The sequence below is a fragment of the Clostridium sp. AM27-31LB genome, assembly GCF_003480745.1.
GTDB lineage: Bacteria > Bacillota > Clostridia > Lachnospirales > Lachnospiraceae > Butyribacter > Butyribacter intestini.
Genome location: NZ_QUJS01000014.1, coordinates 22,883 through 37,372 on the forward strand (window position 1 = coordinate 22,883; position 14,490 = coordinate 37,372).

A 14,490-nucleotide genomic window follows, 5' to 3' on the forward strand; every position below is an offset into this window, starting at 1 on the left:
CTATGCAGCTTGAGTTTACTTCATTTCATAAATGAAAGGCTATTCTGCCCCAAAAAACAGCTTGCCATTTCTCATCAATTTGACTTTGCACCACCTCTTGCCTTATAATATTTTCATTGCAATCAAAAAGGAGGACATTATGAGATTATCTAAAAAAATAGTATCTTTACTTACTGTTACAGCACTGGCAGCAAGTCTTACAGCCTGCGGAAGTTCAAATGGCAAATCAGGTTCTGACAGTTCAGGCAAAAAAACATACAAAATCGGCATCTGTCAGCTTGTGGAGCATAATGCTCTTGATGCCGCAACTAAGGGCTTTAAGAAAGCACTTACGGACAAGCTTGGAAAAGACAATGTTGAATTTGACGAACAGAACGCACAGGGCGAGTCAACTAACTGCTCTACAATCTGCAACGGTTTCGTCACAAACGGAGTAGATCTTATCATGGCAAACGCAACAGGTGCTTTACAGGCTGCTGTTTCAGCAACAAATGAAATTCCAATCGTAGGCACTTCTGTTACTGATTACGGTACTGCACTTAACATCAAAGACTGGAAAGGTACATCCGGTACAAATGTCACAGGAACTGCCGACCTTGCTCCTATCGATAAGCAGGAGGACATGATTCTTGAAATCAAACCTGATGTCAAAAAAGTCGGTATTCTTTTCTGTTCATCTGAACCAAACTCAGCATATCAGGCTAAACTTATGGAAGATGAACTTAAGAAAGATAAAATCGAATATAAAGAATATACTGCATCTGACTCAAACGAGATTCAGTCTGTTACTCAGACAGCCTGTTCCGAAGTTGATGCTATCTACATTCCAACAGACAACACTATGGCTTCTGGTATTGAAACTGTCAAAAATGTTGTTATTCCTGCCGGCATTCCTGTATTTGCAGGCGAAAAAGGAATTTGTGAAGCCGGAGTCACAGCTCTTTCCATCAGTTACTACAACCTTGGTTACCAGACAGGTGAAATGGCTTATAAAATTCTTAAAGAGGGTGCTGATCCCGGAAAAATGGCTATCGAGACAGACAAAAATCCGACAAAACTTTACAACAAAGAAAACTGCGACACTTTAGGAATTAAGATTCCGGACGGATATACAGAAATGAATGATGCCAAATAATCACACTTCCTAAAATGTGTTTTATAAAACAATTTACCCCCATAAGCTTACATCAAAATATAAGTTTATGGGGGTATTTTTTATTACTCTTCCTGCAATGCCATCATCATCGCCGGTATTATCTGCTTCTTTCTGGATACCGTATTTTTAAGAATTATCGTTTCTGTATCTTTCGGCAAATGAAATGCCTCAAGTGCAAGTTCTCTTGCACCACTTCCATAATATAAAAGCTCTGTACTTGCCTGTAATATATCAGTAAGCATAAAAAACAGCATTGATACTTCATGAGCTGCCATTGCTTTTTGCATATATGGTATGAGTTTTTCTTTTATTGCTGTTAGTTCCCTGCCAGTCATCGCTGTTATCTGACCTACGCCAAATGTCTGCTCTCCCACAACAAATTTTTTGAAATCCTGATAAAATATCTCTTCCGGAGATTTTGATGACAAATCACTTCCTGCCGCAAACATTTCCATAGCATAATCTTGTGTTTTTATTCCTGCTATAGCTGCAAGTTCTTCTGCTGCCGCCTTGTCTGTCTCAGTGCAGGTAGGTGACCTGTAGACAAGCGTATCTGACAATATCGCTGAACATAGAAGTCCCGCAATTTCAGGTGTCACATCCACCTTATTTTCTTTATACATCTGATATATGATAGTAGCTGTACATCCAAGCGGCTGATTTCTGAAGAATACCGGACCCATTGTTTCGATACTTCCTATTCGATGATGGTCTATTATCTCTAAAAGTTCAGCATCTTCTATACCATCTACTGCCTGTGACGGCTCATTGTGATCCACAAGAATAAGCTTTTTCTTTCTCGCACCAAGAAGTCTTCGTCTGGAAATCATCCCAAAGTATCTGCCATTCCAATCAAGTATTGGAAAATCCCTGTATCTTTTTTTTGCCATAACATCTCGTATATCATCAAGAAATTCACCAAGTCCAAAGGTTATAAGATTTTCACTTTTCATAAAAAACCTTATTGGTATGCTCTGATTAATAAGTCTTGATGCCGTAAATGTATCATATGGTGTCTTAATTATAAAACAGCCCTTGTCCTGTGCAAGTTTTGTTATCGTAAACGATACCGGAGCACCATCGCAGACTATTATACATTTTGCACCCATCTCAATGGCACAGAGCTGCGATTCATACCTGTTTCCCAAAATCACTATATCTCCTTTTTCAATATAGCTTTCCATAAGATCCGGATTTGCTGCTGCAATAAGACATTTACCTGATTTTATCGTCTCATCAGGCTCTCCTGATATCATCTCTCCATCAAGTGTCTCAACAATATTCCTAAATGGAGTTCCCGCATTTGCAATAATACGGCTGTCGTAAACATCCATGTATGATTTTGCTATATCCTCGATTGTGATAAGTCCCTTTAAAAACTCGTTTTCATCTACTATCGGAAGTGTCTGAAGTGCATCTTCCCTCATAAGTTCCCACGCTTTTTTTAATGAAATATCTTCACCGACACCTTTTACGCGTCCCACATCAATGTCGATAACCTGAGGTCTTACATCATTCATATAATCAGGTGGAAGTATTCCAAATCGCTTAAGTACAAATCTTGTCTCTGCATTTATCTGACCTGCTCTCTTAGCAACATAGTTTTCACCGGTCACCTCTCTCTTAAGCCTCGCATAAGCGATGGCTGAACAAATAGAATCCGTGTCTGGATTTATATGTCCTATGACATTTACTACTTTCTCTGAACCAAGCGGCATACAATCCCCGCCTCCTTTTCTGACTTATATGTAACTAAACCGTGCACCGATAATACAACATATTATTATATTTTGCAATCAACTTAATCCAAATCTTCTGCCGTATATCTGTTTATATCTATTACATATTTGAATTTTTTTGCAAGTGCAGGTGCAAACCTGAACATCTGGTCAAGTGTATTTCCCTCATCTGCAAGTATTACAATAAAATCTCCATAAAATTCATCCATAAGCTCAAAAATCTTTGTGATAGTAGGAAAATAAAGATCTGCAGCACCATCTACAAGCAGGCAGCTTCCTTTAAGCTGATCCCGGCAGGCATCAAAATCCATTTGATTTAACTGCTTAGCCTGAATACAGCCTATTCTTCCTTTGCTCAAAAAACCATTTGCCTTAAGCACCTTTACGATTTTTTTAGAAACTGCTATTATCTTATCTGTGTCCTCTCCAATCAAAACAAAATGTGATGGATCTTTCTCTCCGTTTATAAGTGTCAGCACATCCTTAAATGTCTTATGTAATGCCCTAGTTGTAGGTAATTCATCTTCCGGTGTTGAATAATCATCCATGTTTGTCTCCTCCTTCTTTAGTTCACTTGTATTTATTCCAAATAATTTAGCTGCTTTTTCTAATTTTATCTCTGTTTCAGACTTTACTTCATTATTAACACCAGGCTGCACCTCTGATTTATTTTCATCATTCTTTTGAATACACTCTGATTTTCCATTAATGTTTATTTCCGGCTCTGCTCCGTTGTCTAACACAAATCTTGTATCAGATTTTTCACTATATTCTACATTCTTTTTAACACTTTCATCTGACAGACTATCATTATCCTGCTGCATTTCCATCTCACGCACTTTGCTTACGGTCTCATTTATAGGTTTCGTGTGTCCCCAGTCATCAGCAACCGAATCAATAATGCGTCTTTTCTTTTTCTCTCCAAAAATATTGCCTGTTATATCCTTTATATCGTTTTTTATTTCTTCCAAATCGGCCGGAGCCATCGCATCCTGTCTTGAAATAACAGCATTTTCTTCTGACTCTTGAATATCTTCCGGAATTTCTGACGATGCAGCTTCACCATTTTCTGTATTTTGCTGAATCAAATCATCATTTCCATTATCAATGTCATCTTCCATCACAACAGAATGAACTTTCAACTGTTCCCTGCGCTCTGCCTCGTATATGGCGGATATTTCCTTTGAAAGATCCTGTGTAATACCCGTGCCCGACTGTGAATGATGCTCGTACGGAGCCTTTTCCTCCGCATATGCCTGTTTCTTTTCCATCTGCTGATTTCTGTTTTTTTTATGCGGCTGCTTTTTATTTTCATCTACAGAATCTTCTCCATACTCAGACTGCTCACTCGTATGCTGCTCTTTTGCGGTCTGATGCTTCCAACGCCCCGACAATTTCTGAAGACCATCTATGGCTTTTCTTGCCATCTGTGCACCATCGAACTCTTCTTCCTCATCTTCTCCATAATCATATAATTCATTTTCATACTCAGACTGCTCATCATTATAAGACTGTTCTAATATTTCTGAATTTAGCAAAGCATCATATTCTTCTTTTGTAAGACTTTCCATTTTATCCCCGGAGCTTTTCTCTAAATTATTATCCCCATCCATATTTAGCAATTCATCTACAGCCTCGTCTCTGCCGTACTCTGAACTTTCGTCCTCATCCTCATAATAATCGGCAAATGTATCATCAAATTTATCCTCATCATCCTCAAAGGTTGTTTTTAATGCCTTTTTAACCTTATTTCCGATTGAATTTTCACGCCTTTGTATCACACTCTCAGATTCCACATATTCACTAAGGTCCGGAAGCGAGCCGGTATCCTCAGGGTTTGGCACTTCTTTTTCTATTGTATAATCTCTATCGTCAACATAAGCAATCTGTTCATCATCATCTATACTGGCAATAAGTCGTTTTGCCCTTTCCACTATCTCACCTTTGCCAAACCAGAGTTTTATATCCTCGCACTCACTTCTGCACTCTTCAAATCTTCCTGCTTTAAAATAAAGTTTTGCAAGTTCGTATGCCCATTCTTCTATATACTCCTCTTCTTTTAATGATTCAAGAATACCGATAAGCTGTCCGACTGATGCCCCTGAAGCTTTATCTATACGATACCGTAAAATAAGTGAATCTCGCTGGCTCGAACTCATTGCCACAAATTCCTGATAATATCCCTCCGCTTCATCTAATGCATTTGTTCTTATGGCAAGATAAATAAGTCTGTATAAAACTCGTCTTGTGCGGCTTTTCTTATATATTCTTAAATAAGTATTTTTTGCAGCATCAAATTGTTCTGTTTTTGTATAAACCTCAGCAATAGCACTGAGATCACTTATACCTTTTACCTGACGCATATCAAGCGTCTTTACAACCGCAAGTGCTTTTTTATATTTACGCACCTCTATCAAATGATGAATCTGTGCGATTCTTATCGTCAATTCATATTGTCTCATCTTACTCCTCCAATAACCTGTAATAAAGATTCTCTCTTCTGTCCTTACCTATCGCAAATTTATTTCTGAGCTCCCACGCTCTGTCATCAATATCACATATAAGCATACCCTCTCTGCCTGACAGTTGTCCAAGAATATTTCCGATAGAATCTATAGCCATGCTGTCACCGCTGTAGCCAAGTCCGTCCCTGACACCAAAGCTGTTGACCCCTACAATATATGACTGCGTCTCTATTGCCCTTGCCCTGAGAAGAGTCTGCCAATGAATACTCCTTGTCTCCGGCCACTGTGCGATTACAAACATCACATCAGACTTTTTTGCTGCCGCCTGAAATACTTCCGGAAATCTCAGGTCATAGCATACAAACAAGCTTATATTATGCCCTTTAAACGAGAAAGAAACTAATTTTTCACCGCCCTCATATACCCGACTTTCGCCACCATATGTAAACGGGTGTATCTTTTCATATTCTGCGATTAATTTTCCCTCTCTGTCCGTAACCGAAAATATATTTTTCCCTTTTCCGCCTTTTTTGTCAGGAAGTGATGCCCATCCAAAACCTATGGCAATATTGTATTTTTTTGACAAAGTGCTCATACATGAAACCGTCTCTGAACAATCTCTCTTTTCTCCTATTTTCTCAAGATTCATAGAAAATCCGGTGAAACTCATTTCAGGAAAAATTATGATATCTGCCTTTGATTTTGCAGCTTCACTTACCATCTTTTCTGCCTTTTGTATAGATGCTTTTTTATCTTCCCATACCATATCTGTCTGTGCAAGTGCAACTCTCATAAGACATTCCTCCCGTTTTTATCTGTCAAACACCCTGATGCTATACCTATATATTTTATAATATATTTACCAAAACAACAAAATCTCAATTTAATTATACCTTGAAAACTCTTATAAAACAAGTATAGCAGTTCGTATTTTTAAAGTGACATGATATATCCTGTGTGCTATAATTACTCTAAAATCCAGATGTTTCGCATCTTTATAAAAGACAAAAAACCAATTATATTTTAGGAGGATAATAAATCATGAAAATTCAATCGGTTAAAGATGATGCTTTTAAGCCTTACGGACGAATCGTAGATGGTTACGATTACAAACTTCTTTTAGAAAGACTTGAGAGCGAAACTGAAAAACCTGCTGATGGAGTAATCTATGAGCCTACCTGTGAAGCACTTGAAGATACACCTGCTTTTGCACAGCTCCGTGACAACTGCTACGGTGGTATGCCTATTGAAATCGGCTATTGCAATGGCACAAACACAAAATTAAACTGTTTTGAGTATCACAGAGACAACGAGATAAATATTGCAGCTGATGATGCAATTCTCCTCGTTGCCAAGCTTCAGGACGTTGAGAATGGAATAATCGATTCAAGCAAAACAGAAGCTTTCTTATGTCCTAAGGGAACTGCCGTTGAAGTTTACTCAACAACGCTTCACTATGCACCTTGCAGTGCAAAAAAAGGCGAGGGATTCAGGGTTGCCATTGTACTCCCAAGAGAAACTAACTTTGATATGCCAAATATCACAAAAGCAAATTCCGAAGATGCTTACCTTTGGGCAAAAAACAAATGGCTTATCGCGCACAAAGATACGGCAGAAGCTAAAGCCGGTGCTCATGTCGGCATCACCGGAGAAAACATTGATATTGCTGACTTGATTTAACTTATATTCTAATATGATGATGTTGGGGTCAAAAGGTACTTTACCCCCAACTAATGCCACGGATTGCTTCATTGCTGTACAATTTTCGCAATCCTTACTGCATCACGATATAAATTTCAAATGGAGATTTACATATGAATTTACCTGAAGAATTTACCAGACGAATGAAATTGCTGCTTGAACCGGAGGATTTTAAAGCATTTATTGAGAGCTATTCAGATGACAAATCCTACGGACTTCGCATAAATCCGTTAAAGATAGAGTCTCAGGAAACATTACCCTTCTTTTTAAGTCCTGTTCCCTGGGCTAAAGAAGGGTTTTACGCTGTTTCTGAGGAAAAACCCGGCAGACACGCACTGCATGAAGCCGGTGCTTACTATATACAGGAACCAAGTGCAATGGCTGTTGCCGCACTTCTCGCAGAGCCTAAGGCACTTAATGTCAGGCAGACATTTCTTAATAATGATAATAAAAACACACCAGATGATAATGCAACTATTTTTACAGAAGGCACCCCTCCAAAAGTTTGTGACCTCTGTGCCGCACCGGGCGGTAAATCGACACAGATTGCCGGTATGCTGGGCAATAAAGGGCTTCTCGTCTCAAACGAGATTTTCCCACAGCGTGCTAAAATCCTTTCGCAGAATATCGAAAGACTCGGTGTCCCAAATGCTGTTGTATGCAATGAGACACCTGAAAACATGGCAAAATTCTTTCCATGCTTTTTTGATAAGATTGTGGTTGATGCTCCATGCTCAGGTGAAGGAATGTTCAGAAAAGACGAAACGGCAATAAAAGAATGGACTCCTGAAAATGTCACTTTATGTGCTGAAAGACAAAAGTCAATACTTACAGAAGCAGAGAAAATGCTTAAACCCGGAGGAGTTCTGGTATATTCCACCTGTACTTTTGCACCTGCTGAGGACGAAGAAATTCTTCTTTGGTTTTTACGCACATATCCTGATTTTCATGTCGAAGATTATCACGACATACTCAGTCTTGATATTTCTGACGGAAATCCCGATTTTATATCTGACGAAATGAAGCCGCTTTCTGACAACGAGATACAGTCAATACACGGTTCGCTAAGATTATGGCCGCACAAAGTCAGGGGCGAAGGACATTTTGCCGTAAGATTAAAGAAACAGGATGGAGAGCCTCCGATTCAGAAGAAGAAAAAGAAATCTTCCGGAAAAAATATCCTTTCTAAAAGTGAGCGAAAACAATTTATTGATTTTATCTCGGAATTTGTTTCTGAAACAAATGATTATGAGGACAAACGCTATGAATATTTCGGCGATGAACTTTATATGGTGCCGGAACAGATGCCGGAACTTAAAGGCATAAAACTCGTAAGAGCAGGACTTCATATTGCAACCAAGAAAAAGAACCGCTTCGAGCCTGCACACGCATTTGCAAAATATCTTAAACCAGACGATGTAAAACAGTATTACGAATGTTCATTAGAAGAAGCCGAAAAATATCTGCATGGTGATGTTTTACAAACTTCCGATGAGAGACTTTCCACTTCTAAGGGTTTTATCCTTGTATGTTACAATGGTCTTTCTCTCGGATGGGGCAAGATTACAAACGGAACGATAAAAAATCACTATCCGAAAGGACTTAGGATAAATTACTGATATATATAATATAGTGACCATCCGCAAAATAATATACATAAATTATCAGACACAAAACACGGCAGATGCAAAGCATCCGGTTTTTGGAATTATCATCACAAAAAATGCAGCAGGTTTTCAATCAACCTACTGCATTTGCTGTTTCATATGCTTTTTTATAACTCAGTACACGGTTTACATATGTCTTACAATATGAAGGAACTCCGCCGTACCTCTTAACTGCACCGCTTCCGGCATTGTATGCAGCAAGTGCATACCTGACATTTCCGTTAAATTTCTTCAAATGGGCTGCTATAAGCTTTGCCCCTCCCATTATATTCTGCTCGGCATCGTAAGGATTTTTGACTCCAAGCTCCTTAGCTGTAGATGGCATAAGCTGCATAACGCCTACTGCCCCGGCACTTGATACATCATTTGGATTAAAATCAGACTCGGCTTTCGCAACCGCTTTAAGCAGACTCTCCGACACTCCGTACTTCTTTGCAGCCTTTTTAAATATGGCATCATACTTTGTCTTTTTCATCGAGTCAACGGTTGTAGTATTTGAACTCTTACTTGTCGATGATGTTTTTGTATTGTCATCATCTGCCACATCCGTATATGTATATGTCTCTCCGGTCGTAGCATTTGTGTATAATATCTTATTGCCCGAAGCCGTGTCCGTACCCTGCGTGGCACTGTTTTTTGACGATGACTCCGTATCTGTCTTATCACTATTTTCCTGTACTTTGTCAGACGCATCAGCTTTCTTTTCGCTTGACTTAAGTACAGTGCTAAAACTCTCAATCCCACTGTGACGCTTAACTCCATCATTTTTAAAGGTCGTCAATGGTTTAATCTTTAATCCTTCAACTCCGCTTATCAATTTTCTCCCCCTGTATTTCAAACAGTCTGTCTAAAGTAATATCATCTTTTACACTCTCGATACGCTCCGGCTTTATATCTACACCAAAAACGCTCGCTGTTTTTATTTTAGCATTTTTTGTGCTGCTTTTCAACGAAACTTTTGAAACTCCTATCATATCCGGTTTTCTGTATATATCTTTTTCAAACACAACAGCTTTTTTTAAGGGAATCGTTGTCGCTTTTTTCCCATTTACAGGTCTTTTAAACAAGCAATCTCCCCCTTTCACCAAACAGATATTCACGATACACTCTTCCGCTTCCCTGATAGTGTTAATATATTTATTGCCGGGTACATATAAATGCCCCCGGCAACTTAACATCATTACTTATTTACTGTGTGACAGGCAACTGATACTGCAATTTGCTGCATTGCTATCTGCTCCTGCATCATACCTACAATACAATATGTATAAATATGCCTTATTTTAAGCATCAGTCCTTAACCGTAATCTTTTCAATAACAGGCTGATTTTCCTTTTCAACCGTGCCGTTTGAATCTGTGACCGGAGTATCCTTGCATATCTTGTCCACTATATCCATCCCACTTGTAACTTTTCCAAATCCGGCATACTGACCGTCAAGATATGTGCTGTCTGACTGTACGATAAAGAACTGTGAGCTTGCACTGTCATTTTCAGATGAGCGTGCCATAGAGATAGTTCCTCTCACATGAGATATATTATTCTCAACACCATTATCACTAAACTCACCTTTAATAGTTTCATCAGAACCGCCTGTTCCATCTCCGCTCGGATCGCCACCCTGAATCATAAATCCATCTATGATACGGTGAAATGTAAGACCATCATAAAAACCTTTCTTAGCAAGATTTACAAAGTTCGTAACCGATATAGGTGCTGTATCTGCATCAAGTTCAACTTTAATATTTCCATATTTCTTAACTTTTATAACAACATGATGCTTGCCTGAAAGCTGCTTTGTATCATCTGACGAAGAAATATCCGAGCCTGCATCTGTACTTTCTGTGCTCTCAGGAACTGCTGTTTCCTCCTGCTTTGCACTCTCTGAAGATGATGTACCTGAATTTGCATTTGATGATGTGTTACTCTTTTTAGAACCACATCCTGCAAACATACATACCACAAGTGCCATAATTGCTATAATACTAAAATATCTTTTCATGTTTCCTCTTTCCAATACGCACAATCACGGTAACGCACTCAACCTTGCTACCATTCACACTTGCAATGCCTCTATCAGCTATACAATCATCTTTTTTCACTCAACAGGCATATTTTTCGTTGCAAAACTTACTCTGAAATCTCGGCAGCCGAAACGCTGCTTTTAAATGAACAGCTTCCTTTTGATGAAACATTTGCCCTGACAACATTGGCAACTCCAAGAGCAATCACTAGAATTGTAAGACCTACCATAACTCTGCGTAACATTGTTTTTTCCATAAAATATGTACCTCCCATTTCGTTTTTCCCTTTATACGTTTGTCTTTGTAAGCATGGCTGAAAAACTGTCATCAGTTATACTCACAATATCATTATACTATGCATTTAACATTTTTGCAACAATTTTAATATATTGTAAGATTTTTGTAAGAAATGGGTTCGTATAAGTAAAAAGCCTGTTTTTATGCTTGATTTACTTTAGAACCTTGAAATATATTAACATATTTTTTCAATATTTCGGCTTACTTGTAAAAATTTACATTGTTTTTGTAACATTTTACACTGATAATCACTTTCTTATTTTATGCTTCATCTTATAAGACAGAAATTATTGCAAATTGTTGCAAAATACTTAATTTACTATAAAATCCTTCCAAATAGGCAACTACACTTTCTGCACAATTACCTGTTCTGTAAACTTTATTTTTCTATCAATTTATAAATATTTTCTCCATCCTTATTCTGCACTGAAAAATCACAATTATCGCAAGTTATCCGTTTAAACTTTTTATACTTTCCTAAATCAAATGAAAATCCCAGATTTTGAGCATCACCAAATAACTGATATACAACTTTATTTTTTTCTGTAAACACCACATATATCGTACTATCATTATTATTATTATCTTGAATTTCATCCGATTTTATTGAAATTATTTTTTCAATTTCCTCTTTACTTACATATGGCGAAATAAAATAAGCATAGTCCCACTTAAAGTCAGTAAGTTCCGTCAGTTTTACTTTGGAAACTTCCTTTTGTTCTGATAATTTTGCTTCAAATTTCTCATTATTTCCCGAACACGCTGAAAACACTAATGTAATAATACATAATGTTATAACCAATAACTTTTTCATATACTTTCTCCTAATCATGCAACCAATAAATATCTAATTTTTTATTTAACTGTTAAAAGAAACACCCCAGCCAAAATTACCACACCGATTATAAGCATAATTATCCCAATATTTCTCCACATATTTGGAATAATAAATATCAACCCTAAAATTATAAACAAAACTGATATTATTCCCAACAATAATATTACTGTTTGTTTTTTCCCAACTTTTCTAAGTCCGATTATGGCAATAACCAAAATCAAAATGGCGAAAAAAGTCACTATGACAGAAAGAAAATTCATATAATCATCACCTCACATAAATTAAAAATATTTAACATCCAAATTGCTTTCTTACTTATTACTATAAAAACTTAAATCTGATGAATATACACTGAAACTTTTAAGGTGCAAATAAATTTATAAAATTGTTTTATTTATCAATTTATTTACACCCACTTTACAGTTAAAAAAGTTTATTTTGTCAATTATTGTCAAACACTTTATAAGCAATCTTATTTTTCTTCGCCCATTTCACCGCTTTTGAACCTGAGACAGTATAAAGTTTTCCTAAAAACAAATGTTTTTTATTCCATCCCTCAACAACAGTATTTTTTCCTTTCACAATCATCTTATCAATTTTCAACTTATCATTTTCTGAATATTTTGTAACTGTATCTTTCACAACAAGTTTTTTTACATTTTTACCGACATAAACCGTGCCGATTTTTAACTTTTTGCACTCTGAAATATCATAATTTTTCTTTTTGTTTTCAAGCTTCAACAATTTAATGCCTGTCTTTCCAAATTCTTCATCCAAACTGACAACATACATGCCTACCGTAACTTTGTCAATCATTCCACATTTTGAAAAAGACTCTTTTCCCGGTAATGTTTTTTCAGGAAGATTTACCTCATGTAATGACCTACATCCTTCAAATGATTTTTCATATAAATACAACTTTGTACTTCTCTTATCAATCTTTACTGTTTTTAAATTCTTACTGTTTTTAAAGGCTGAAATTCCAACAAACCGTATTTGAGACGGAATCGTAATTTCTGTTACTTTTGCAGATGATTTTGGCAGAACTGACAACGCTTCACTGCCTAAATCATCAAAAACATACCTAAGCTTCGAGATTTTTAATGCAAGAGGTACTATATCAGAACGACCAATTCCCACCACTTTATAACCGTCTATCTCTTTAGGTATAACAACCTTTCCTTTCGCATTTTTAATCTTTCTTATTGTTATCATCTTTTTTTCTTCCGATAAAATATGATACTCATAATCTCCGCTTGTCTTTATCTTTGAACTGTCACTCCAAAAATCTGCACTTTCCCATATAGGTGCCATAGTTGCCGTCGGTGTAAAATCTGCTTTTAATTTTTCATCTGGCATCTGTCCCGCACACACCAGTAAACCGATAGCCGATGTCATTATAAATGTAAATATTCTTTTTTTCATATCATTCATCCCCCCTGCTTTATACTGTAATATTTTAATAAAATCATCTTATTATGTCATTTCAAAATTTTTGGTTTTCAACGGATTCCATGGATTGCCTTTGCTTCTGACCCTTGTATCATTTTATCTGCTTAACAATCTTTTTTTCAGCCATAACTTTATAAGCAATCTTATTTTTCTTCGCCCATTTCACCGCTTTTGAACCTGAAACAGTATAAATCTTTCCTAAAAACAGATGTTTTTTATTCCATCCCTCAATAGCCGTATTCTTACCTTCGACAAGCAATTTATCAATCTCAAATATTTCCCAATTACGATATTTTTTATCCGACTCTTTCAATATTAGCTTTTTAACATTTTTGCCCAAATAAATCGTGCCAATCTTTCCATTTGTATATCGTGAAATATCATAGATTTTCTTTTTGTTTTCAAACCTTAACACTTTGATATTTGTCCCACTAAATACACAATCACTGTCATCCGCATTCGTTGACATAGATATTCCCATTGTCACTTCATCAATCGTGCCACAACACGAAAACACATCACCATCAGTACATACCTTTTCCGGCAAATTCACGCTTTCTAACTTGTTGCAATCCAAAAATGCCTCACCATATAAATATAAATTCACATCTCTTTTATTGATTTTTACCTTTTTCAGACTATTGCAATTTTCAAAGGCACAAATCCCAACAAACTGAATATATTTCGGTATAATGATTTCCGTCACTCCACCGGCTCGGCAGTCTGTCCGACCGACCAATTCCAACTACCTTATAACCGTCTATTTCTTCAGGAATTTCCAGCTTACCATTTGCATTTTCAATTTTTCTAATCGTTATCAGCTTTTTCTCTTCCGACAAAATGTGATACTTGTAATCACCATTTGTCTTTATCCTTGTGCTGTCACACCAAAAATCCTCCCGCTCTCCACCAGATGGTGTTTGTGTCGGTAACGGTGCAGCATTCTGAATTACATATGCTTTTTGCATCTGTGCCTTTACTGTTCTGCACAACATTTGTCCGCCGCCGCAAACCGTAACCAGCATGGCTGTTGCCATTATCAACGCTAATACTCTTTTTTTCATACGCAAATTCCTCCCTAATTTCATTATATACTCTCGGTATCTTCTCAAAACGAGTCATTTCGGCTGCATTTCCGATATACTGTTTCCA

15 protein-coding genes are annotated in these 14,490 nt (G+C 37.0%); 3 read left to right on the forward strand and 12 right to left on the reverse strand.

Features of this window, described 5'->3' with window-relative positions; genetic code table 11:
- Positions 1-139: 139 nt before the first annotated feature.
- On the forward strand, positions 140-1,135 hold the full coding sequence (locus DW721_RS15245; protein ID WP_022014166.1) for an ABC transporter substrate-binding protein: 996 nt from the start codon (positions 140-142) through the stop codon (positions 1,133-1,135).
- Positions 1,136-1,218: 83 nt separating this feature from the next.
- Here the strand turns inward: DW721_RS15245 and DW721_RS15250 are convergent, their stop codons facing one another.
- The 3 genes from DW721_RS15250 to DW721_RS15260 form a co-directional block, all read right to left on the reverse strand.
- Positions 1,219-2,874: a putative manganese-dependent inorganic diphosphatase gene (locus DW721_RS15250; RefSeq protein ID WP_118746242.1), complete on the reverse strand. Its 1,656-nt coding sequence runs from the start codon at positions 2,872-2,874 to the stop codon at positions 1,219-1,221.
- 83 nt (positions 2,875-2,957) lie between these two features.
- On the reverse strand, positions 2,958-5,357 hold the full coding sequence (locus DW721_RS15255) for a hypothetical protein (RefSeq protein ID WP_118746243.1): 2,400 nt from the start codon (positions 5,355-5,357) through the stop codon (positions 2,958-2,960).
- 1 nt (position 5,358) lies between these two features.
- The gene (locus DW721_RS15260) at positions 5,359-6,153 is read right to left on the reverse strand and encodes a nitrilase-related carbon-nitrogen hydrolase (RefSeq protein ID WP_118500287.1); all 795 of its coding nucleotides are present in this window, start codon (positions 6,151-6,153) and stop codon (positions 5,359-5,361) included.
- Between the two features lie 248 nt (positions 6,154-6,401).
- Here DW721_RS15260 and DW721_RS15265 point away from each other — a divergent pair, with 248 nt between their 5' ends.
- Both DW721_RS15265 and DW721_RS15270 read left to right on the forward strand, forming a co-directional pair.
- Positions 6,402-7,040 carry a DUF4867 family protein gene (locus DW721_RS15265; protein ID WP_055946513.1) on the forward strand — a complete coding sequence of 213 codons (639 nt, stop codon included), beginning with the start codon at positions 6,402-6,404 and terminating at the stop codon, positions 7,038-7,040.
- Between the two features lie 134 nt (positions 7,041-7,174).
- Positions 7,175-8,680 (forward strand): RsmF rRNA methyltransferase first C-terminal domain-containing protein, encoded by a 1,506-nt coding sequence (locus tag DW721_RS15270; protein ID WP_118746244.1) that lies wholly within the window; start codon positions 7,175-7,177, stop codon positions 8,678-8,680.
- 121 nt (positions 8,681-8,801) lie between these two features.
- Here the strand turns inward: DW721_RS15270 and DW721_RS16735 are convergent, their stop codons facing one another.
- From DW721_RS16735 to DW721_RS15310, 9 genes are all read right to left on the reverse strand, one after another.
- Positions 8,802-9,545 (reverse strand): lytic transglycosylase domain-containing protein, encoded by a 744-nt coding sequence (locus DW721_RS16735; RefSeq protein WP_055946508.1) that lies wholly within the window; start codon positions 9,543-9,545, stop codon positions 8,802-8,804.
- Positions 9,529-9,795, reverse strand: a complete 267-nt coding sequence (locus tag DW721_RS15280; RefSeq protein ID WP_022014173.1) for a hypothetical protein — start codon at positions 9,793-9,795, stop codon at positions 9,529-9,531. The genes DW721_RS16735 and DW721_RS15280 overlap by 17 nt, the downstream gene beginning before the upstream one ends.
- 223 nt (positions 9,796-10,018) lie before the next feature.
- On the reverse strand, positions 10,019-10,729 hold the full coding sequence (locus DW721_RS15285) for a peptidylprolyl isomerase (RefSeq protein WP_118500290.1): 711 nt from the start codon (positions 10,727-10,729) through the stop codon (positions 10,019-10,021).
- Between the two features lie 128 nt (positions 10,730-10,857).
- Positions 10,858-11,007 carry a hypothetical protein gene (locus DW721_RS16215; protein ID WP_022014176.1) on the reverse strand — a complete coding sequence of 50 codons (150 nt, stop codon included), beginning with the start codon at positions 11,005-11,007 and terminating at the stop codon, positions 10,858-10,860.
- A 420-nt stretch (positions 11,008-11,427) separates the two neighbouring features.
- On the reverse strand, positions 11,428-11,862 hold the full coding sequence (locus DW721_RS15290) for a hypothetical protein (RefSeq protein WP_055946502.1): 435 nt from the start codon (positions 11,860-11,862) through the stop codon (positions 11,428-11,430).
- A 41-nt stretch (positions 11,863-11,903) separates the two neighbouring features.
- Complete coding sequence (locus tag DW721_RS15295) at positions 11,904-12,146, reverse strand: hypothetical protein (protein ID WP_118746245.1); 243 nt, start codon at positions 12,144-12,146, stop codon at positions 11,904-11,906.
- A 181-nt stretch (positions 12,147-12,327) separates the two neighbouring features.
- Positions 12,328-13,311, reverse strand: coding sequence for a leucine-rich repeat protein (locus DW721_RS15300; protein WP_182436357.1), 984 nt, complete (start codon positions 13,309-13,311; stop codon positions 12,328-12,330).
- 118 nt (positions 13,312-13,429) lie between these two features.
- Positions 13,430-14,044: a leucine-rich repeat protein gene (locus DW721_RS15305; protein WP_182436358.1), complete on the reverse strand. Its 615-nt coding sequence runs from the start codon at positions 14,042-14,044 to the stop codon at positions 13,430-13,432.
- The gene (locus DW721_RS15310) at positions 13,989-14,402 is read right to left on the reverse strand and encodes a hypothetical protein (protein WP_118746248.1); all 414 of its coding nucleotides are present in this window, start codon (positions 14,400-14,402) and stop codon (positions 13,989-13,991) included. The genes DW721_RS15305 and DW721_RS15310 overlap by 56 nt, the downstream gene beginning before the upstream one ends.
- Positions 14,403-14,490 lie beyond the last annotated feature (88 nt).

Excerpts from the sequence above, each read along its gene's own strand:
- DW721_RS15255 (WP_118746243.1), bottom strand. The coding sequence starts at position 5,357 with ATGAGACAATATGAATTGACGATAAGAATCGCACAGATTCATCATTTG.
- DW721_RS15250 (WP_118746242.1), bottom strand. The coding sequence starts at position 2,874 with ATGCCGCTTGGTTCAGAGAAAGTAGTAAATGTCATAGGACATATAAAT.
- DW721_RS15270 (WP_118746244.1), top strand. The coding sequence starts at position 7,175 with ATGAATTTACCTGAAGAATTTACCAGACGAATGAAATTGCTGCTTGAA.
- DW721_RS15300 (WP_182436357.1), bottom strand. The coding sequence starts at position 13,311 with ATGAAAAAAAGAATATTTACATTTATAATGACATCGGCTATCGGTTTA.
- DW721_RS15295 (WP_118746245.1), bottom strand. The coding sequence starts at position 12,146 with ATGAATTTTCTTTCTGTCATAGTGACTTTTTTCGCCATTTTGATTTTG.
- DW721_RS15290 (WP_055946502.1), bottom strand. The coding sequence starts at position 11,862 with ATGAAAAAGTTATTGGTTATAACATTATGTATTATTACATTAGTGTTT.
- DW721_RS15285 (WP_118500290.1), bottom strand. The coding sequence starts at position 10,729 with ATGAAAAGATATTTTAGTATTATAGCAATTATGGCACTTGTGGTATGT.
- DW721_RS16215 (WP_022014176.1), bottom strand. The coding sequence starts at position 11,007 with ATGGAAAAAACAATGTTACGCAGAGTTATGGTAGGTCTTACAATTCTA.
- DW721_RS15310 (WP_118746248.1), bottom strand. The coding sequence starts at position 14,402 with ATGAAAAAAAGAGTATTAGCGTTGATAATGGCAACAGCCATGCTGGTT.
- DW721_RS15260 (WP_118500287.1), bottom strand. The coding sequence starts at position 6,153 with ATGAGAGTTGCACTTGCACAGACAGATATGGTATGGGAAGATAAAAAA.
- DW721_RS15265 (WP_055946513.1), top strand. The coding sequence starts at position 6,402 with ATGAAAATTCAATCGGTTAAAGATGATGCTTTTAAGCCTTACGGACGA.
- DW721_RS15245 (WP_022014166.1), top strand. The coding sequence starts at position 140 with ATGAGATTATCTAAAAAAATAGTATCTTTACTTACTGTTACAGCACTG.